At 57.8% G+C, this 19,843-nt stretch carries 19 protein-coding genes and 1 pseudogene; 14 read left to right on the top strand and 6 right to left on the bottom strand.

Annotated elements, in window-relative coordinates; genetic code table 11:
• Positions 1-95: 95 nt before the first annotated feature.
• The 5 genes from repC (ACTJJ7_RS11300) to ACTJJ7_RS11280 form a co-directional block, all read right to left on the bottom strand.
• The gene (repC, locus tag ACTJJ7_RS11300; RefSeq protein WP_353574377.1) at positions 96-1,409 is read right to left on the bottom strand and encodes a plasmid replication protein RepC; all 1,314 of its coding nucleotides are present in this window, start codon (positions 1,407-1,409) and stop codon (positions 96-98) included.
• 179 nt (positions 1,410-1,588) lie between these two features.
• Entirely contained in the window at positions 1,589-2,605 is a 1,017-nt protein-coding gene (gene repB / locus ACTJJ7_RS11295) for a plasmid partitioning protein RepB (protein WP_353574378.1), read from the bottom strand.
• Complete coding sequence (gene repA / locus ACTJJ7_RS11290) at positions 2,602-3,816, bottom strand: plasmid partitioning protein RepA (protein ID WP_434782054.1); 1,215 nt, start codon at positions 3,814-3,816, stop codon at positions 2,602-2,604. The genes repB and repA overlap by 4 nt, the downstream gene beginning before the upstream one ends.
• Before the next feature lie 842 nt (positions 3,817-4,658).
• Positions 4,659-6,191 carry a plasmid replication protein RepC gene (gene repC / locus ACTJJ7_RS11285; protein ID WP_353574380.1) on the bottom strand — a complete coding sequence of 511 codons (1,533 nt, stop codon included), beginning with the start codon at positions 6,189-6,191 and terminating at the stop codon, positions 4,659-4,661.
• Positions 6,192-6,559: 368 nt separating this feature from the next.
• On the bottom strand, positions 6,560-6,913 hold the full coding sequence (locus ACTJJ7_RS11280; RefSeq protein WP_353574381.1) for a MarR family transcriptional regulator: 354 nt from the start codon (positions 6,911-6,913) through the stop codon (positions 6,560-6,562).
• Between the two features lie 89 nt (positions 6,914-7,002).
• On the opposite strand from ACTJJ7_RS11280, the gene ACTJJ7_RS11275 reads away from it, so the two are divergent.
• The 12 genes from ACTJJ7_RS11275 (at position 7,003) to virB11 (ending at position 17,113) form a co-directional block, all read left to right on the top strand.
• A complete protein-coding gene (locus ACTJJ7_RS11275) occupies positions 7,003-7,524 on the top strand; it encodes a hypothetical protein (protein ID WP_353574382.1) in 522 nt (173 codons plus the stop codon).
• A 2-nt stretch (positions 7,525-7,526) separates the two neighbouring features.
• Positions 7,527-8,201: a lytic transglycosylase domain-containing protein gene (locus ACTJJ7_RS11270; protein ID WP_353574383.1), complete on the top strand. Its 675-nt coding sequence runs from the start codon at positions 7,527-7,529 to the stop codon at positions 8,199-8,201.
• Positions 8,202-8,208: 7 nt separating this feature from the next.
• Positions 8,209-8,508: a TrbC/VirB2 family protein gene (locus ACTJJ7_RS11265; RefSeq protein WP_353574384.1), complete on the top strand. Its 300-nt coding sequence runs from the start codon at positions 8,209-8,211 to the stop codon at positions 8,506-8,508.
• 2 nt (positions 8,509-8,510) lie between these two features.
• Positions 8,511-8,849, top strand: coding sequence for a type IV secretion system protein VirB3 (locus ACTJJ7_RS11260; protein WP_353574385.1), 339 nt, complete (start codon positions 8,511-8,513; stop codon positions 8,847-8,849).
• Positions 8,821-11,208 (top strand): VirB4 family type IV secretion/conjugal transfer ATPase, encoded by a 2,388-nt coding sequence (locus ACTJJ7_RS11255; RefSeq protein ID WP_440967149.1) that lies wholly within the window; start codon positions 8,821-8,823, stop codon positions 11,206-11,208. The genes ACTJJ7_RS11260 and ACTJJ7_RS11255 overlap by 29 nt, the downstream gene beginning before the upstream one ends.
• Positions 11,208-11,903 carry a P-type DNA transfer protein VirB5 gene (gene virB5, locus ACTJJ7_RS11250; RefSeq protein ID WP_353574387.1) on the top strand — a complete coding sequence of 232 codons (696 nt, stop codon included), beginning with the start codon at positions 11,208-11,210 and terminating at the stop codon, positions 11,901-11,903. The genes ACTJJ7_RS11255 and virB5 overlap by 1 nt, the downstream gene beginning before the upstream one ends.
• Positions 11,900-12,130 carry an EexN family lipoprotein gene (locus ACTJJ7_RS11245; protein WP_353574388.1) on the top strand — a complete coding sequence of 77 codons (231 nt, stop codon included), beginning with the start codon at positions 11,900-11,902 and terminating at the stop codon, positions 12,128-12,130. Before virB5 ends, ACTJJ7_RS11245 begins: the two co-directional genes overlap by 4 nt.
• A 7-nt stretch (positions 12,131-12,137) precedes the next feature.
• Positions 12,138-13,058, top strand: a complete 921-nt coding sequence (locus tag ACTJJ7_RS11240) for a type IV secretion system protein (protein ID WP_353574389.1) — start codon at positions 12,138-12,140, stop codon at positions 13,056-13,058.
• A gap of 323 nt (positions 13,059-13,381) precedes the next feature.
• Complete coding sequence (locus ACTJJ7_RS11235; RefSeq protein WP_353574390.1) at positions 13,382-14,053, top strand: virB8 family protein; 672 nt, start codon at positions 13,382-13,384, stop codon at positions 14,051-14,053.
• Positions 14,050-14,907 carry a P-type conjugative transfer protein VirB9 gene (gene virB9 / locus ACTJJ7_RS11230; protein ID WP_434782055.1) on the top strand — a complete coding sequence of 286 codons (858 nt, stop codon included), beginning with the start codon at positions 14,050-14,052 and terminating at the stop codon, positions 14,905-14,907. Before ACTJJ7_RS11235 ends, virB9 begins: the two co-directional genes overlap by 4 nt.
• Before the next feature lie 11 nt (positions 14,908-14,918).
• Positions 14,919-16,091 carry a type IV secretion system protein VirB10 gene (virB10, locus tag ACTJJ7_RS11225; protein ID WP_353574391.1) on the top strand — a complete coding sequence of 391 codons (1,173 nt, stop codon included), beginning with the start codon at positions 14,919-14,921 and terminating at the stop codon, positions 16,089-16,091.
• A gap of 8 nt (positions 16,092-16,099) precedes the next feature.
• Positions 16,100-17,113, top strand: a complete 1,014-nt coding sequence (gene virB11 / locus ACTJJ7_RS11220) for a P-type DNA transfer ATPase VirB11 (protein WP_353574392.1) — start codon at positions 16,100-16,102, stop codon at positions 17,111-17,113.
• Positions 17,114-17,837: 724 nt separating this feature from the next.
• Here virB11 and ACTJJ7_RS11215 read toward each other — a convergent pair.
• Positions 17,838-18,398 carry a TetR/AcrR family transcriptional regulator gene (locus ACTJJ7_RS11215; RefSeq protein ID WP_353574393.1) on the bottom strand — a complete coding sequence of 187 codons (561 nt, stop codon included), beginning with the start codon at positions 18,396-18,398 and terminating at the stop codon, positions 17,838-17,840.
• Positions 18,399-18,801: 403 nt separating this feature from the next.
• On the opposite strand from ACTJJ7_RS11215, the gene ACTJJ7_RS11210 reads away from it, so the two are divergent.
• Positions 18,802-19,203, top strand: coding sequence for a hypothetical protein (locus ACTJJ7_RS11210; protein ID WP_353574394.1), 402 nt, complete (start codon positions 18,802-18,804; stop codon positions 19,201-19,203).
• Positions 19,204-19,365: 162 nt separating this feature from the next.
• A pseudogene (locus tag ACTJJ7_RS11205) lies at positions 19,366-19,580 on the top strand (transposase); the annotation flags it as partial.
• Positions 19,581-19,843: the final 263 nt, after the last annotated feature.

Genomic DNA, 19,843 nt, shown 5'->3' with positions numbered 1-19,843 from the left:
GTCGGTACCCATGTAATTCAGCCGCGGTTTGTGAGGCGCGCTCTCCCGGCGGTAAACGGGAATTCGTCGCCCGGCAGATTTCGTCCCGGCGGAACTCATGAACGAGGGCCCCTTTTCTGCAGGATTTTGAGGAGCGTATGCGACACTTCGAGCCGCGTAGAAGCTTCGGCTTCTCCATTCGATGGCGCTCTGTGTTGTTGTTTGTTCTCATCCAGCTTCGCCCGCATGAGGGCCATAATCATCGGCCAAGTCGAGAAATTCCCTTCCCGCGCCTTGTCGGTCAAACTGCGCAGATAACCGCCTGAGGTGTTGATTTGGTCGGAACGCTGGTACATCGCGCCGAGCGTAATCGCGGCCGGAATAACTCCCATTACCTCCTGAGCGTCCTTCCAGGCACTTGGACTGATACCAAGCATTGTCCGGGCTAGTTCCGCGGCGGCCAGAAAGTCGCGCCAGTGGCGAATTTCGCCTGATTGAGCGATTTCGCGCAAACTGGGGCAGGCGTCCAATACGACACTCAGCGATAAATCCCGTTTCGGCAAACTCCGGACGTTGCCGGTTTCCGCGGGGCTGCGGCTCGCTTCATTCTGTTTTCGGAAGCTCTGTTCAGATTCAAAATTAGATTCGGTATTAGAATTCTGTATGTGGCGCTCAGAATGGGACTCATTGGCGTTCAGATTCTTGGTTTTCGTGAATGTTTCCAATACTTCACGTATTTCCATGTGCAGATCGTAAAGTTCGGCGCAAATATCCTCGATTACCTGCCGCGAGGCGGTCCGAGGCAGGCGCGCAATGATCTTTTGATAAGTCAACAGTACCGGGTCCCAGTTGCCTGGTACAGCTTCCTCAATCCCTGTGTCGATCATCTTGACAATGTCACGCCGGAGAAGTGTCAGGCGTTCCTTCGCGACACGAAAAGCCTTCTTCTCTTCCTGAACGGCGTCTGCGAGATCCCTAAATTCGTCTGCGCGGGCCACGATCGGCGAAAGGTCGAAGCCGTAAGCTTGTTCGATCGCCCCTCCCCTCGCCCTTCGGGCGAAACGTTTGCCATTGGGACTATCATGGCGAATGATCAATCCACACTCAACCAGGACCGCTATATGACGTCGGAGCGTCGCCGGCGAAATGCCATTCGACCTGGCCATGAGCTGCTCATTCGAGGGCCACACGATGAGTTCACCTTCGGCAGTCAGCTCTGTCTCCCTATGAAACGAGAGCAAGGCGTTGAGAATTGCAAGCGAACGGTCCGTGGCGCCGAGGACTTCTCGTGCCTCACGCACATTCTTGAACACCTGCCATTTGTTTATTATCGCGCCGGTTGGCATCGCCTTTGCCGCTGCCTGGTTAGCAATTTGCCCAAGCGTCAGCGTCCGCCGCCCAAAGGGCGTCGTCGAAGTATACGTTTGCATTGTCCTTCACCTATCTCTAGGCAAAAGAAATCTGCTCGCCGAAACGGTTTTATCCCGCCAGGGACTCTTGACTGCGATTCGCGAAAATGCGATTCTCTGTTTGCTTATGACTGAGAAGGGCTTCCGGACGCGGTTTCGGGGGCCTTTTTCTTTTGCGACTTGTCTGGTTCGTGTGCTGCCTAGTTTGGCTTCTCCTTCTTGGCTTCAAATTCCCGGTATAGATCGAGCAGGCGACCCGCCACGAACTCTCCGAACTCCAGCGATTCCTCGGCGCCTAGGACAACTGCAAGAGACTTATTCGTCCTCTCGACGGTCGCGATCTTTTGTCCACTCTCAGCCTTCACCACCAGGCGGGTTGGCTTGCCGGCGGACTTCTTTGACGCAAGTGAGTTGAAAAGACGGATGAAGCGTTGGTCGGTGTCTGCTGCTGCAAACGTTGGGTCTGTGAGGGCTGCATCCAGACGGCTTTGATTGTTTTGGGCGGCGATGCGCTCAGCAAGTGCATGCCAGCGTGGCCGTCCAGCTTTTGGTGCGGGCCCAATCGCGGTGATGACGCTCCTGGGGATCGACTTGGTAAGCGACAGGAGCCGGGAGAGTTGTGTCTTCTCCATGCTCAGGGCAGACATGATCACCGCGCGATCGAAACCCTGTTCCTCAAGGGTCAGTGCGAACAGCCCACGCTCGATGTAGCTTAAGTCTTTGCGCGCGGAATTCTCCTGCCCCTGTATGACGACGAGTTCTTCATTCGTCAGGTTCTGGACCACCGCACGCACGGGTCGGCCGAGCCTGGCGAGAATTTTTGCGCGGCGATGACCGTATGCTATCTGATAGCTCTCTGGCTTGTCGGGATGCGGCCGAACGAGGATCGGGCTTTTCTGCCCTGACTCCTTGATCGCCTCATAGAGAACGAGAAAGTCTGGGCCTTCGTCCTCTAGCCGGTCTTGAGCAAACGATCCGGAGAGCTTGTCAGCAGTTATCTCAACAACGGTCGCCCCCGAGGCGACCAAGGCTTTCGCTCGTTCCGCGGCAGAAGCGATCTGGCCCAGAGACCGGCCCATTGCTCCCACTGCGCCTGATTGGATATGTGGAATGGGCAAAGACGTTTGTGGCGCAGGGGTTTGCGGCTCCGAGTTGCCATGTGGCAACTCTTCCGATCGCCGCGTCAACATTGCTTTCAGGGTGTCTTTTCGGCTCATGTCGCCCTCCCCCAAGCCTTTTGCATCAATTGATCAAGCTCGTCATTGACCGCGTCGAGCGATTCCATCGCCCGGTCGTAGGTTTGCTTGGCGAAGTTCTCTTTTCCCACCTCATAAAGCGTCTGCTTGGAAAGGCCGGCGTCCGATATCGCTGTCGATTTGACCATCGTGCTGTTTAGCACGCGGTCCCGAAACAGCGATCGCATGAAAGCGACCATCTGCGTCTGCGGTGCATCGGCCGGCTCAAACCGCGTCACCACATACCGGATGAAATCATATTCAAGATCGCCGCCAGAGGTCTGCACGACCCTGAGGATGTCCGCTGCCATCAGCAGGAACTGGCACATAGACATCACATCCAACATTTGCGGATGGACGGTAATAAGAAGTCCAGTCGCAGCGCACAGCGCCCCAAGCGTCAGAAACCCGAGTTGTGGGGGGCAGTCGAGGATCATGACATCGTAGTCATCAGCGACAGTCCCCAAGGCAGAGGCAACGCGTCCGAAAAAGGGTTCAGCGTCACGCTCAGCAAGGGCACGCGGCGTGTCATGTTCGTATTCCATGAGTTCGAGATTGCCGGGAACCAGATCCAGACCGGGGAAATACGTCTTGCGGATGACTTCCCTGAGGGGACGGCGTTCCTCGTCGTAACGCACTGCGGCGTACATAGTCTCGTTGGGTTGAATATCATACTCCGGCTGATAGCCATGGAGAGCAGTAAACGAGGCCTGCGGATCAAGATCGACTGCGAGTACACGATAGCCCTGCATCGCCAGATATTGCGCGAGGTGCGCGGCGGTCGTCGTCTTGCCCGAACCGCCTTTGAAATTCACTACTGCCATCACCTGGCAATGTTCGTTGCCGCGCCGATGTGGAACGTACCGCTTCCCTTTCGAGCCCTCCTCAAGGACGGCCCGTAATTCATTGATCTGGTCGAGGGTGTATGACCGCCGACCACCCGCGCCAATTGTCGGCTGCGGCCCCTTGCCGCCGAGGGATAATTGCCTCAGGTATGCGTCCGCAATTCCGATGAGCTTCGCGGTTTCGACGGACGAGAAAGAGCGGAGCGTTTTTCTGGAAACGGGTGGGAACAAGGCTTCGCGCATCGCCAGCAGTTCTGCGGACAGTGCGGCACCGTCGCCAGCAATGACGTCTGTCATCAATGGCTTCGTTCCCGATGCGAGTGTCTTTGTGCTACGAGCTTTTTGCATAACTACGGGGTCAATTCCAACTACGGCGTTTCATCGTAGATATGAATGCGCCGAGTCGCGTGATTATGCAACAACTTTAAGGTTAATGGAAATTAACGACTGCGTCATCGTCGGGAGTTGCCATATGGCAACTCCCACCATGCGGCTGCGATGACCGGCCGATGTACGGTCGCGGATTGTGAGCTTCGATTGCGCGTCGCCAGTCGCCGGCACAAGGAAACCGCTGAGCCAAACTCCGATCGGCCTTGGTGCCATTTCAACCTAACGGCATCGATTTGTTTCGCCTCGTGGAAGGAAGATCTTTATAGATTTTTCCCGACGGCGACCTTGCCTCAACGCCGGCAACGCAACAGTTCCGTTAGAGCCCAACCCTTCACAACAGTTGCCCACCATACTGCATGGCGACGAGTTGCCACATGGCAACTCCGCCACGGATTTATCTTCCGGGCACGCACTCACCGTTGCGGGGCCCTGGATTGTATGCTCGGAACATGCGCCGCAGTCACCAGGAACCAGGAACTCACTCGAGCAGACACCCGTCTGGGAGGCCTTCGCCCCGACCTCCTTCTCTCGATACTGGGGTGGCGGCCCTTCTCTCTCTGTCACGCGGAGGACGCACATGCCTTGTTCCAGGCCGGCGGCTCCATTATCAAAGCCGCTAACGTAGCAGTGCGCGATAAAGCCCCCGGTTTTTGAACACGGGTTGGGTGGCATTACTACCTCTTTCGTCAGTGTCTGAGATACGAGCCACGACGCTGCTACAGCGCCACACGGCCAGCCCACTTCTCAAAGACGCGCCCTCTACCTAAACTCACAGCCATCGACCGGTAAACTTCAACATGTCAGCGCAATCGCCACTTTTTGCAGAACCCAATAAACGCCTTCTCGATAGCTGGCTGAGCAAGATCGATATTCCCCTTGAGGCACCAAGACCTGAAAGCATCCGCCAAGAGCTCGATGTCGGGTGTCGGCGAGGGCGCATGCATCCGCACCAAGTCAGCCCAGACGGACCATGTGATTCGCTCGGTCGGGAACCCACGATACGACGCCTTGGACCGGAGGGTCGCCGTCGAGGATTCACCGACCTTGGTGGTGGCGAGCGCGAACAGAGACCTACTGATCCGCAATTCCCCCACTCTACCGCGTTGAATGAGCGTCCGCAGATAGGCGCCTGGGCTCCCGACGTGACCGTCCGCTGCGCGCTGTATGGTCACAGCAAGAGCAGCGATCGCGGTGTCAGGACCGAGATAAGCCTCAGCTTCAGTCCACACTTGGGCGTTGATTTCAGCTGTCGCGCAGAGTTGACGGCCGGATTCACGCAGTTGCGTCCAGCTATCAAAGATTTTCGGGATATGCTTTTCAAGAGCCGGGCAGGCGGTCCGAACAAGGTCGAGCGACACCTGCCCGATGTCATCGCGGGACGGCAATTCATGATCTTTGTCGGACCGGGCCGCCATTCGGCGTGCGGTTCTCATCCTTCCGGAAGCAATAGTGCCGCGGGAGGGCGGTGCGTTGAATTTAGGACCCATCCCGCCGGAGGATGTCGCCTTCCTACAATTATCAGAAGGTAGATCTCCTGTAGTTTGTAACTGACGAATTCCGGACACCGCGGTGTCTAAATCTGACCGTGAGTATTCACCCTCGTACGCATCCTCAACTTCGCTGAGCAGCGCCGTGTACGCGGCGACTGCCTCGTGAAACTTGCCAATGCTCCTTACTCTGGTCTCGCGGAGACGATCAAGTCTCGCCTGATATTGTTGCCAGCTGGTACCAACGAACCGATCTCGTCGCGCGGCTTCCAAGATCCCCTCAATCTCTCGCCGGAGCTGCGTACGCTGAAAGGAAAGCGCACGTCGATCACGGCCTTCCTGTTCATAGGCCTCCGCCATTGCAAGCAGTTCGTCGTAACGCGCGACGATAGGAGAAAGATCGATCCCGTATGCCTCAACGATATAGCCGTTCTTGTCACGAACCCCGCGTCTTTGAAAGGTCGGGTGTGACGAATGAGCGATGAGGCCAGCCTCGGCCAGCCCGCGCAGATGGTGCCGGGCCGTAGACACGGAAAGACCAAGCTGGCGGGCGAGGACGTCGTTGGAAGGCCAGACAATCGGGTTGGCGACCTTACGGTCCCAATCCGCCGAGGGTGAGTAGGCGAACAGCTTGTCGATCATCGCGATCTTCGCCGCCTTCAGCCCCATGGCCGCGGCCGCGCGTTTCGCGAGTTGTAGTGCCTCGATGCGCTTGATGTGCGTCGAGCGATCGCCGGCGTAGCGGCGTGCTGCCCGTTGTGCGGCTAGACTGCCGGGCGTGACCTTTCGGGCACCGGCCACCGGTTTGGCACATCCGGTCGGTTCAGATACTCTTGTAGTGCTCATTTCGAGATCCCTCCGAAACGGCAAACAGGATCGTTCGCCGAAGCGGCGTTTCGCCTTGACAGGAATTTGGGGTTTTGCGATTGTTGAACCTGGTTATTCGGTTTCGGTTCTCGCCAAAGAGCCCAATCAAAGAAATCCGTTCTTCATCGAACCGGTCTTGGAAGCGCCAACTTCCGAGGCCGTTCCATTTTTGCCGTATAGCTTCTCCATCACACGGTTTACCTGCGCAAAAACGAATCAGCCTGCCTTTTGGACAGCCGAGTCGTAACGTCAAGTATGCTTGCGCGCGTTGGTGCAATCAATACTGTGCGTTTTCGTAATGTTATAGATAAGAAGATCGAGAGGATAGGGAACCCTCTGGCAAACGATCAGGCGCCGTAAACACCCTGCAGCTTTTCAAAGATCTCCGGCGCGATCTCATACTGCCGTGCTTTGCCGCGGCCAATGGACGTCCTGCCCCAGGATTCCTTCAACAAGCCACGTGTAACGAGTGGGTCAATCGCCTCTTGCGCCGCTTTGCGTGTCATTCCAGTCACTTCCGTGACGTTGGTGATGGTTAACGCCATTTCCGCCTTCTGCAGGCTATAGAGCAGATTCATCATGCCAAGCTGGCGCAGACGCGAATTCGGTGTCTCATTGGGCTGCGGTTTGGACATGATCTCGTGCGTGGTCACGGTCGCAAAAATCGTGTTGTGCCAGCGGCTCTCTAATTGGCTTGGCATCTTTTTATCTATGCGTTATCGTGTAGTATGGCAAGATGATGAAAGCGCCCAGGTGGGACACCTGATGCGCGCTAGACGGGGAGATTGGCATGAAACATGCAGTCATTCGGACACTTTCCAGCGTTGTACTATCTGTTTCATTATACACGTTTTCGTCATCTGTAGCGCGAGCCAATGACTGGGGCTGCCAGGTTTTGCTCTGCCTTTCCAATCCCGGCTCGCCGACCGAATACGCCGAATGCCGCCCACCAATCGAGCGGCTTTGGTCGCATCTGGCCAAGGGGCGCTCATTTCCCATTTGCAGTGGCGTTGGCTTCACTGCGTCCAAGCCGCGCTATGAGCCCTATTATTGTGATAGCGGATTTCGCCTCGTCACACGCTCAGGTGATCGGGGCCGCAGTGAGGTTGGTTGCGTATCCACGGAAGCCAAGGCCGTTAGCAGCCAGATGTGCAGGCGTGATGACAGTGGCGGGGGAACCGGCCTGTGGTATGTCGAAGAGGGGAAGCGGGTCTGCAAGGCATTTGTCACCAAGCGTCCCAACGTGCGAGAGCAGCCGAGATATGTTGACGTGACCATAGATGGTGCAGGCCGCCAACGGGTGTGGTTCTAGCCATGCCGGTAGTTTTTATCGATGTCGCCCAGCAATGTGCACCACAGATCGCAGTCGAAACACTTGCAGCTGTGGTGAGTGTTGAGAGCGGATTTAACCCTTTAGCGATCCGCATTAATTCCGATTATCCTCTCGCCGATCAGCCAGCAAACAAAGCCGAGGCGATCGAAACCGCGTCGATCCTGATCGCCGAAGGCCACGACGTCGACCTCGGTCTTGCGGGAATCAGCTCCGGCAATCTCGCCCGGCTCGGCCTGTCCATCAGCGACGCGTTTGATCTTTGTCTGAACCTTAAAGCGAGCGCCTCCCTGCTCGACGGTTACTATCGTGCCGCGATCGAGGGCGGTGCTACAAAGACGCAGGCCGAGAGAGTGATGCTGCGCTCCTACTATGGCCATGGCGAGGGATCGTTGGGCGAGATGGTTGGCTATGACGCCCGCGTCCTGGCGGAACGCCAGCGACTGGCTGGACGTCTTCAGAATATCGAATTCTCCGAAGAACAGGCGAACGATCTGCCGCGGCGAGAGCGGGCAGGGAAGCTCGCGGTCAGTTCAAATGCTGACGCGAACCCGGAGCAATCTCAAAGCCGTTCCGAGCCGCCGGCACCAAGGTGGGACGTTTTCAATTCTGGGCGGAGTTCTTCCGTTCTCGTTTTTTCCAATGAACAACAGGAGTGATGAGCACATGAACCTGGCGGCTCGCATGAGGCCGTTCGCGACGATCGCGACGATGGCAACCGTTTTATCTCTGGCCCTGATCGAACCGAGCTTTGCTCAGGCCGGTGGAATCGAAAGCGTTCTGCAGAACGTCGTGAATATGCTGCAGGGTAACGTCGCGCGGCTTTTGGCCGTTATCGCGGTCATCATCGCCGGCATCGCCTGGATGTTCGGATACCTCGATCTGCGTAAGGCGGCCTACTGTGTCCTGGGCATCGGTATCATTTTTGGCGCGACAGAGATCGTCAATACACTGGCTGGCGGCTGACAATGAGCGGGACGATCGACCTTGAGGAAGACACGCTGTTTCTGGCCTGCACGCGGCCAGCGATGATCGGCGGTGTCACCATGGAAGCCATGGGGGTCAATATGATCTTCACGACGATCCTTTTCATCGTCGCCGGCTCAATCGCTTACGCGTTCGTCGGATTGGTCTTTCACCTCGTCTTCAAGGCGATCGTCAAGCACGATCATAATATGTTCCGCGTTCTGCTTGGCTGGATCGAAACGCGGGGCAGGGCGCGCAACTCGAGTTTCTGGGGCGGCTCAAGCCTCACACCTATGAAACTTGTCCGGCGTTATGACGAAAGGGACCTCGGCCTTGTCTAGAACCGCCGTCATCAGGAGCCGCGAGCTCGAGCCGGAAACTTTCATTCCCTATGTTCGCCATGTCGACGAACGGATCGTCGCGCTCGATTCCCGCGCCCTGATGGTGGTGATCGCGCTGGAAGGCGTCTCCTTTGAAACAGCCGACACGCTTGACCTCAATGCTCTTCATCGCGACCTGAATACGCTTTACCGCAATATCGCCGATGAGCGGCTGGCACTGTGGACGCATGTTATCCGCCGCCGAGACAACGAATACCCCGAAGGCACATTCTCCAATGTTTTCTCACGGACGCTGAACGACAAATACCGCGCTCGCATGATCGACGAGGACCTGTTCCGCAACGATCTCTATCTAACCCTGGTTTGGCATCCCGGCCGGGACACGGCTGAACGCGTGGTGAAATTCCTGTCGAAGCTGCGCAAAGCCCGGCGGGCTGGATCAGAGATTGACGAAGAAGCACTGAAGCATCTCAACGACGCCGTCGTCGACGTGACTGCCGGGCTCAAGCGCTTCGGTCCACGTGTCCTATCGCTGCAGGAACGAGACGGGCTTATCTTCTCCGAGCCGAGCGAGGTCCTGCACCGGTTGGTCGGCGGTCGCCGCGAGGCTGTGCCGCTGACCGAGGGGCGCATATCGTCGGCGATTTATTCAGATCGGGTCATCGTCGGACGCGAGACCGTCGAGATCCGCCACGAGGGATTGAGTCGCTATGCCGGCATATTCGGTTTCAAGGAATATCCGGCCCGAACACGGCCGGGCATGTTCGATGGCCTTCTCACCGCGCCCTATGAACTGATCCTGACGCAAAGCTTCTCGTTTCTATCGAAAGCTGACGCCAAGACGGTAATGGGGCGCAAGCAGAACCAGATGGTCAGCGCTGGCGACAAGGCGGGCTCGCAGCTGGAAGAACTGGATGATGCCCTCGACGATCTGGAATCGAACCGCTTTGTGCTGGGTGATCATCACCTCACGCTGGCGGTTTTTGCCAACTCGGTAAAGGAGCTAACTGATAATCTGGCAAAGAGCCGAACACATTTGACCAATGGTGGCGCCGTCGTTGCGCGCGAAGACCTCGGCCTGGAGGCTGCCTGGTGGGCACAGCTCCCAGGCAATTTCCGCTATCGCGTTCGCTCCGGCGCCATAACGTCGAAGAATTTCGCAGCCTTCTCGCCATTCCACTCCTATCCGGCAGGTCAGCGCGACGGTAATGAATGGGGACCGGCGGTTGCGATGCTGAAGACCGCCTCTGGCTCGCCGCTATATTTCAATCTACATTATGGTGATCTCGGAAACACCTTCATCGGCGGTCCCTCCGGATCGGGCAAGACGGTTCTGCTCAACTTCATTCTCTCGCAGAGCGAGAAGTTCGACGCCCATATCATTTTCTTTGATAAGGACCGCGGCGCCGACCTCTTCGTTCGCGCGGCAGGCGGAACCTATCTGCCGCTGAAGAATGGCCGACCGACGGGCTGCGCGCCCCTCAAGGGCATGGAACTGACGCCTGAGAACAAGGTGTTCCTGGCGCAGTGGGTAACCAGGCTTGTCAGCTCGAAGACGCGTGAGCTCTCGGTGTCCGAGGTCCGCGATATCGCCGGCGCGATTGATGGCCTTGCCGATCTCCCTGTCGAGCGTCGCACGATCGGCGCGCTGAGAACCTTTCTCAACAACACTGACCCGGAAGGCATCGCCGCGCGTTTGCGCCGATGGGAGAGGGTAGGGCCGCTCGGCTGGGTTTTCGATAACGAGGCCGACGAGATCGGCATCGGCGCCAGGTTCCTCGGCTACGACATGACGGACTTCCTCGACAATGAGGAGATTCGCACTCCGCTGATGGCCTATCTTTTCCATCGGGTCGAGCAGCTGATCGACGGCCGCCGCATCATCATCGTCATCGACGAATTCTGGAAGGCGCTTGCCGACGAGGGTTTCCGCGATCTCGCCCAGAACAAGCTCAAGACCATTCGAAAGCAGAACGGTCTGATGCTGTTCGCCACGCAGAGCCCGCGCGACGCGATCAACTCCCCGATCGCCCATACGATTATCGAGCAGTGCCCGACGCAGGTATTCATGCCGAACTCACGCGGCGGCCGTGCAGATCATGTCGACGGCTTCAAGCTGACAGAACGGGAATATGAGCTGATCGCGCGTGAGCTCTCGAATGAGAGCCGCCGCTTCATCGTCAAGCAGGGTCACAACAGCATTGTCGCCGAACTCAATCTCGGCGGCTTCGACGACGAACTCGCCGTGTTGTCGGGCCGCACGGGAAATGTCGAGCTCGCCGATACGATAAGGGCGCAGGCCGGCGATGACCCGGAAGTGTGGCTTCCCCTTTTCCACCAACAAAGGAGTGCAGGCTGATGCGTATACCCAATTCGATTGTGGCGGCTGTCGCCATCCTCACGTTATCGGCCGGCACCGCCAGCGCACAGGGGATTCCTGTCATCGACAAGACCGCCATCCTGCGTTGGACGAGCCAGCTCGACGCCATGAAAGAGCAGTATGAAGCGCTCAATCAGCAGATCAGCCAGGCCGAGCAGTTGTTCGGCTCACTGAACAAGCTGACCGACATGGCGGATGTTGCATCGCTCTTGAACCAGCCGGAAATTCGCAAGGCGCTGCCGCAGGATTTTGCTGCCATCGAGAGCCTTCTGAGTGGCAACGGTTCCGGCGTGTTTGGCGATGCGGCGTCGAAGTTCCTCGAGAGCAATTCCACCTATCAGACTTCGGCGAACGATTTCTATGCGCAGGAACTGGAGAGGATCCAGAAACGCAACGCCGGACAGATGTCTCTTGGCCAGCAGATTTACGACACGGCAACAAAACGCATCGAGGGCATCGACCAGCTACGCCAGCAGATCTCCTCGGCGCGCGACGCCAAGGACATTGCTGATCTGCAGGCACGCATTCAGGCCGAGAGCGCCTTTCTCCAGACCGACCTTCTGCGCATGCAAGGCCTGCAGATGGTCCAACAAGCCCAGGTCCAGGTCGAGCAGCAGCGCCAGGCCGAGGACTGGAAAAAGCGCATGGATACGATGGGGGCGGCCCTGCAATGAAGCGAGCCTTCGTCCTTATCAGCCTTGTCGTTCTGGCAGGCTGCTCAAAAGCGGAGAAGACCTATTCGGTGGAGGATTTCCTGGCTGATGAGGCGCTGCTGGCCGAGCATGTCGAAAAATGCCGCAACAATCCCGGCGAACTCGGTCAGACGCCCAATTGCGTCAATGCAGCTGCCGCGGATGGCAAGGCCCGGCTTGAACGCATGAACAAGGCATTGGGGGGCTGACCGGAAGATGTATAATGTGTTTGCCTTCGTCGATGGCCAGTTCCAGACGCCGTTGCAGAATTTCATCTCCACCGGCACCTCGAACATCGCCAATTGGGTCGTTGGCCCGCTGACCGTGGCATTGACACTGTACGTGATCCTGTACGGCTTCCTCATCCTGCGCGGCTCCGTTCAGGAGCCGATCATGGACTTCACGTTCCGCGCAATGAAGCTCGCCATCATTCTGATGCTGGTCCGCAATGCCGGCGAATATCAGACATATGTCGCCGATCTGTTTTTCGAGTCGCTTCCGCGCGAGATCTCTCAGGCGCTGAATGTTGGCACTGCGCCGACGGCGAGCACCTTCGATGCGTTACTCGACAAGGGCCAGAAGTCGGCGCACGAGGTCTGGGCGCGTGCGTCCTGGCCCGTCGACATCGTGACGGGTATCGGCGGCATGCTGGTGATCGGGGCAAGTTTCGCCGTCGCGGCAATCGGCTACATCGTCTCACTCTATGCCAGACTGGCGCTCGCGATCATTCTGGCGATCGGGCCGATCTTCATCGCGCTCGCCATGTTCCAGGCCACAAGGCGCTTCACCGAGGCATGGATCGGCCAGCTTGTCAATTTTGTCATCCTGCAGGTTCTGGTGGTGGCCATCGGCTCGTTGCTGATCGACACGATCGATTCCATCTTCCTCGCCATCGAGGCCTATTCCGATGTACTGATGCGTCCGATCGCGCTCTGCGCCATCTGCCTTGCAGCGCTCTATGTCTTTTACCAACTCCCCGCGATCGCCTCGGCGCTCGCTGCAGGCGGCGCGTCGCTCACTTACGGTTACGGCGCGGCCCGCGATGCGCATGAGAGCACGCTGGCGTGGGGCGCAAGGAACGCCGGCAAGGGCATCAAGGCAGTTTACCAAAAATTCCGGCCCTCAGGTTCGTCCTGACCGCCGATCCCGCACTCTTGAAAGGTCCGCATCGATGGGGCGAGCGCTATTGTTATGTCTGTCACTGTTTGCATTGAGCGGTTGCGCCACGCTGAGCTATCCGCTGCCAAAATGCGACGGCTACGCGAAGCGGCCGCTCAATCGTTCGATGTGGGATTGGGAGAGTGGCAAACAGGCCCTCGTCCAGCAACACTCTTCGCTTGCCGCGAACGATACGCCTGCCGTGGCCTTTTCGCCAAACCAAAACGGCGTGGGCGTTCACACAGCATTCGCGGGTTTTGATGAGGCCGGATCTCACCGCGCCTGCCAGGTGGGGTAAGACGATGGTGACCACGGATAGTCTGAAGGAATATTTCAACAAGGCCCGGCGTTTCGACCAGGATCGAATGATATCAGCCGAACGGTCCAGGCGTCTCGCCTGGCTCGTAGCTGCGGTCGCCAGTGTGCTTGCATGCATTTCTGTGGCTGCCGTCGTCGCGTTGACGCCGCTCAAGACCGTCGAGCCGTTCGTCATTCGGGTCGATAATTCGACCGGCATTGTTGACGTGGTTTCGGCGCTGTCCTCAGCCGCCGGTAGTTACGACGAGGAGGTAACGAAGTACTTCGCGGCGCGCTATGTTCGTGCCCGCGAGGGCTATGTGTGGTCGGAGGCCGAGGAAAATTTCCGTACTGCCTCGCTGATGTCAACCGCCGCCGAGCAGCAGCGCTTTTCCTCGTGGTACCGTGGCAGCAACCCGGAATCGCCTCAGAACGTCTATGGACGCTCGTCGACTTCACGGATTGCGATCAAGTCGATCTCGCTCATCAACAATAATGTCGTTTCGGTTCGATACACGAGAACCATCACACGGGGTGACGATATCCGCACGACCCATTGGGTCGCGACGATCACCTATTCCTATGCAAATGCCCCGGCGTCCTCCAGCGACCGGCTGGTGAACCCACTTGGGTTCGTGGTGAGCGAGTACCGTGCCGATCCGGAGGCATTCAATTGAAGAAAGCAAGAATTTTCGCTGCAAGCAACATCGCACTGATGGCAATGCACACGGCCTACGCGCTGGAGATTCCGACCAGTGCACAGCAAGACAATCGCGTCCGTTTTGTCAACTATCAGCCCTACAACATCACGCGGGTCGTCGGGACGATCCGGTCCTCGGTGCAGGTGGAGTTCGCACCGGATGAAGAAATCGCCCATGTCGCACTCGGCAACACGGTGGCCTGGGAGGTCGCGCCTGCGGGGCATATCCTTTTCCTCAAACCACGTGAGAACCAGCCCGCGACGAACATTTCCGTGGTAACAACAAGGCGGGACGGATCAAAGCGCAGTTACCAGATGGAGCTGATCGTGCGAGAAGGCTCCGTTGATGCCGGGCAGAACACCTATTTCTACGTGAAGTATCGATATCCAGCTGACGAGGCGGCGCGGCGCCGCCTTGAGGAAGAAGCACGCAAGCGCGCCGCCGAGGCCGGCTATGCCGACCAGGTTCTTGGCATTCATGAGCAGTATGGCCCGCGCAACTGGCGCTATTCTGCGCAGGGATCTGCGGCCATCGAACCACAGGCGGTCTATGACAATGGCAAGGTAACGACGTTTACCTTTAGCGGTAATCAGGAGATGCCGGCTATCTACATCGAGAACTCCGATGGAACGGAAAGCCTGGTGCCGAAGACCGTGCAGGGCGATCTCGTTCTCGTTCACGCGATCAGCCGCAAGTTCATCCTGCGCCGCGGCTCCGACACACTCTGCATCTTCAACGAGGCCTACTCGCCGGTCGGGGTGAATCCAGGCACCAACACCACCTCGCCCTCGGTCGAGCGCGTGGTCAAAGTTCCGGCTGCGGGCCAGTAGGGGAGGGCACCATGTCAGAGACTGAAGAAACGGTCATCCCCGGCGAACGTGGTCAGACAACGACAGCCCGCAAGGTTGACAGCAATCCTCTGCTGAAGCGTGGCGCGGTCGTGTTCGCCATCGTCGCCTTCATGGGGTTTGCCATGTGGTCTATGCGGCAGGCACCCAAGGAAGAAGTCGAGCAACCTGGCTCAAACGTCATCCGGCAGACCACGGAATTTGAACCTGCCAAGGCGGAGCCGGAACCTGTCGTGCTGCCCGTGCCAGAGATCAAGCTCCCGACGCCGGCGGTCACAGCGGAGGAAGCACCTGCTGTCGACGAACTGCTCGAAGCCGCCAGGCGAGCGCCGGTCATGGCCTTCGGGGGCGGCCAGGCCGGAAACAGCAACCGCCAGCAGACTGCCGGGTCACCGGGCACCGATCCCAATTTCATTCCGGTCGATGGCGCGCTGGGCGGAGGGGGACAGGGCGAAAACGAGGACCAGCGTTTCAACCGCATGCTGAAGCCCACGGTGCTGGAGGGCTCGAAGGCTGGGCATCTCGGCAATCGCAATTTCATCGTCGCGATGGGCACGTCGATCCCTTGCGCGCTGGAGACTGCATTATCGTCGGACCAGCCGGGTTTCACCAGCTGCGTGATCACGCGTGATGTGCTCTCGGACAATGGCCGCGTGGTGCTGATGGAAAAGGGTACCCAGGTCGTCGGCGAATATCGTGGCGGATTGCGCCGCGGGCAGAGCCGGCTCTTCGTGCTTTGGAATCGTGCGAAGACACCGACCGGCGTGATCATCACATTGGCCTCGCCGGCAACTGATGCCATCGGACGCGCCGGGTTCGACGGCTATGTCGACACGCATTGGTGGGAACGGTTCGGCAGTGCGCTGCTTCTGTCGGTGGTCGGCGACATCGCGACCTACGCCGGTCAGGAATTGCAGCGCAGCGATGTTCAGGCGCAGGGCACGACTAGCGCCGGCAAGGAGGCAGCCGCTATCGCCGTCGAGCAGTCTATCAACATTCCGCCGACACTGATCAAACACCAGGGTTCGCTCGTATCGATCTTCGTTGCGCGCGACCTGGATTTCTCCAGCATTTACGGCCTGCGCGTCACTGAGCCGCGCAACACGATCTACGACCGGGCGGTGATGGGCGATTTCTATCCGAAATCCGATCTTGTGACGAAGTAGGGCAGGGCATGACTGAAACCTCCGATGCCGGCGTCGTTCGCCAACTCCTCCTGCCACTCGCTCCCTTCCTGAGGGACAAAACCCTCTATGAGGTCGTCATCAATCGAGCCGGTGAAGTGCTTACGGAAGGATCGAAGGGGTGGCAGCGTCACGAGCTGCAGGAGCTATCATACGACAAGTTGATGCGGCTGGCGCGGGCGGTCGCCAGTTTTTCCAGTCAGGGCATTGATGAGACACGGCCCCTTCTTTCCGCCACCCTTCCGGATGACGAACGCATCCAGATCGTGATCCCGCCGGCAACGACGAGAAACACCGTCTCCATCACCATCCGCAAACCGTCATCGGTGTCACTCTCGATGCAGGATATGGAGAATGGTGGCCTGTTCGATGCCGTCGTCGGCAGCAGAGAACACGAGGGGGAGGACGAGTCTCTGATGCAGTTCTATCGCCAGGGACAATACCGGGCGTTTCTGGAACGGGCCGTCCTCGCGCGAAAAAATATCATTATTTCGGGGGCCACGGGTTCCGGCAAGACCACGCTGTCGAAGGCTCTTATCCAGCATATTCCAAAAGACGAGCGCCTTATCAGCATCGAGGATACGCCGGAACTGACGATTCCGCAGCCGAACCATGTCCGGCTTTTCTATTCGAAGGGCGGACAGGGCCTAGCCAAACTCGGCGCGAAAGAGTTATTAGAATCGTGCCTGCGAATGCGACCCGATCGCGTGCTGCTACAGGAGTTGCGGGACGGAACAGCCTTCTACTACATTCGCAACATCAATTCGGGGCATCCCGGCTCGATTACCACGGTGCACGCGGATTCACCGAACCTCGCATTCGAGCAGCTGACGCTTCTGGTTAAGGAATCTGAAGGCGGCCAGGACCTCGACCGGGACGATATCCGAAATCTGCTCAACATCTCGATCGATGTGATCGTTCAATGCAAACGGATTGCTGGCCGTTTCCGTGTCACCGAAATCTATTACGCAGAAGCTGAAACGGGGCTTCTGAGGCGTGCGTGAATGCCCAGCCACGGATGAAGCTGTGCCGCTGATCAATCGAGGTATGGCTTTTATAGGCGAAGTCGGGAACGGCGATCTTGCCAAACATATCCCACGGCGCCGGTTTATTCAGCTCGACCAGCCGTGTCTTCGCTTCCTCCGACCAGCGCCGGCGCGGACGCTGCGGGTCGCCTCCAACCGGCTCGGAACCGCCTCCAGGACATGGAATCTTCTATCGTCAGCCATAGGCGCAGATATAGAGATTGACACCGTAAGCTCCCTGGCTCTCCAGTGTCACAATTTCTTACCCATCACCTCACGTCGCGCCAGATGGGGTCGGCTTCGCGCTCACTGTGAAACTTCGGTCACGTCGAAAGTCACTTGGAGAATAGGTTCGCGGAGGTTTCGAGCCTTCGCTTGGCGGTATCGGTTGCCAGGTAACTTTCCATCCAGTTTTGCAACCATTCTCCTAGGCTGCCGTCGTCACCCGCAGAAGAGCCCACCAAGGTAAATCCTCGCGCCGTCCGGTACCTAGAAGTTCACGTTTTCAAGAACCGCTGGCCCTGTCCAGCGGCAAGAAAAGTTCAGGGTTCAGTATTCGACTGTCGATCCCCCAATCGTGTCCAGCAGCATCTTCACGCCCTGCTATTCAGCAAGGTCCTTGGAGAACACGTGTGTTGAAACTCGTCGCCAATTTCGAGCTAAGGCTCACTGGCCGCGCTATCCCCGCATCCGCACGGTTTAGTTATCGACTTTTTTGAGAAGGCGCAAACCCCGAGCTGCAAATCGTCAATGCACGACTGACGCGCGCACGCCTTGCTTCGATGGGCCCAAAACCCACCGCAGCCCCCAACATGTCAATTAGGATATAGAGATCGTTCAGGTGAAAATCGTCGTTTATCAAACCGAAGTCTCGGCCCCGCGCCAGTGGCGCGGACAGAAGTGCGACGACGCGGCACCTCAGGCTGTTGAGCTGATCCTGATGCGTTTGCTGCCTTGTCAAGCCTTCCACCAGGCCATAGTCGCAGGCGAACATGTCGACCAGCGCGTCCAGAAGGAGCCCAAATGCGTTCGGATCGCTCTGCAACCGTTTCGCCATGTCCTCCAACTTCAGGATGTTCCGTTCGAAAATAGCGAAACAAAGTGACTCCCGGTCCTGGAAATGGCGGTAAAACGTCATGCGGCTCACGCCGGCCGACTTCGCTATGGCCTCGAGCGGCACATCGAAACCTTCATCCGCGAATATGGCTTCAGCAGCCTCGATCAGGCGTAGCCGGTTTTCCCGGCCGTCCGCACGTTGGCTCATTCGCTCTGTCTCCTTTACTACCATCACTCATATACGAAATTCCTTGACGTTCGCGAAGGTATAGGCCTATTTGTAAATAAAGGTTACGTCATGTAACGTTTATTATGTTTTCATAGGCAGTCCTGAGTGCCGGCGTGGAGAAGGAGCAAGTCCATGAGTGGCAAGTTGGAAGGTAAGACGGCAATTATCATGAGCGCGGCGTTTCTAAAGGGAATGGGACAGGCAACCGCGATTGGGCGGACGCTGGAGACTGCCATTGCTAATGGTAGAGACCTGTGCCCCGTAGCTCAAGTCGGTGCGCCAGCCTGATCGGGTCCCGCCTAAAGAATTCACCAGGACATTGGCGTGCGCCGCGGGACGCTGCTTTTTAGCTACTTCCGGACCTATGTGGGAGTTAGTTGCCATGCATGAAATCTGGGAAGCCTACGCCATTGTCTTGAAGCCGGCGGAGCTCATTCCATCCATCATTCGGCAGATTGCCGATCTGACCAAAATGGAAGAATGCGTTGATTGCGATACGGTTCTTAGTCTGCAAGATGGTCGCGTGTTACTCCGGGCTGACAAGCGTGGAATCATGATCCGCGTGGAGGGGAAAAACCCATTGCTGAGCTGCGGAATCAAATCGGTGGTGACGTCGGTCCTTGGAAGGTCCTCCGGAGTCATCAACCTTCCACTTCAATGGAGGCGAGGCAACGGAGACGGGTTTTCTGGCATTCGCCGCAGTCCCGGTGTGGCAAGTAAGGCGGCAGCGCCAAGAGTAATTGGCCTCGCACCAGAGGCTTCTGGCAATGGTCGGGTTGCCTAGCTGTCTGGTTGCAGAACGTCATTGGGATGAAGTAGGTTGGGCTATCGCAGAGAATGCGTGGCGTTTTGAACCCATGATGACCGAGGGCCTTTGAGATGATGCAGTCCATCCTCAAGCACGAACAACCCTAGCAGTACGAGCAGAGATTGCCCGATCAACGGAGCCGTTTCAGCTGCTTACGATGGGGATGTGCAGATGATCGACTCGTCCTCGATCCGCGTGCAACGGCATGCCGCCAACGGTCAAAAAAAGACGAGCGATCCTGTTGCATGGGTCGCTCGCGCGGCGGCCTGACCACCAGGATACATGCGCTCGTCGATGCCGAGGGCAGGCCGATCCGCCTCAAGCTGACCCATGGCAAGGCTCACGATGGGCGCTCGGCCGCGTTATGAGTCGGTCACCTAGTCAGGTGGAACTAAAATAAGCCTCATATTGTTTAGCTTCTGTCAGAGGAACAGGAGTTTTTATCATGATTGGCCGGCCAGCGGACCTCGTCGTTCTGAACGAGGCGGACAAAAACTTCCTTGAAACCCAGGTGCGTAAGCATAAAGCGCCACGTTCCTTGTCAGATCGTTGCCAGATGATTTTACTGTGCGCCCAGGGTCTGCACAGCAAGGAGGTTGCCGAACGCCTGGGTGTT

Origin of the sequence: Phyllobacterium sp. 22229, from assembly GCF_052056495.1 — a bacterium.
Taxonomy (GTDB): Bacteria; Pseudomonadota; Alphaproteobacteria; order Rhizobiales; family Rhizobiaceae; genus Phyllobacterium; species Phyllobacterium myrsinacearum.
This window is presented reverse-complemented; position numbering and strand designations above follow the sequence as displayed.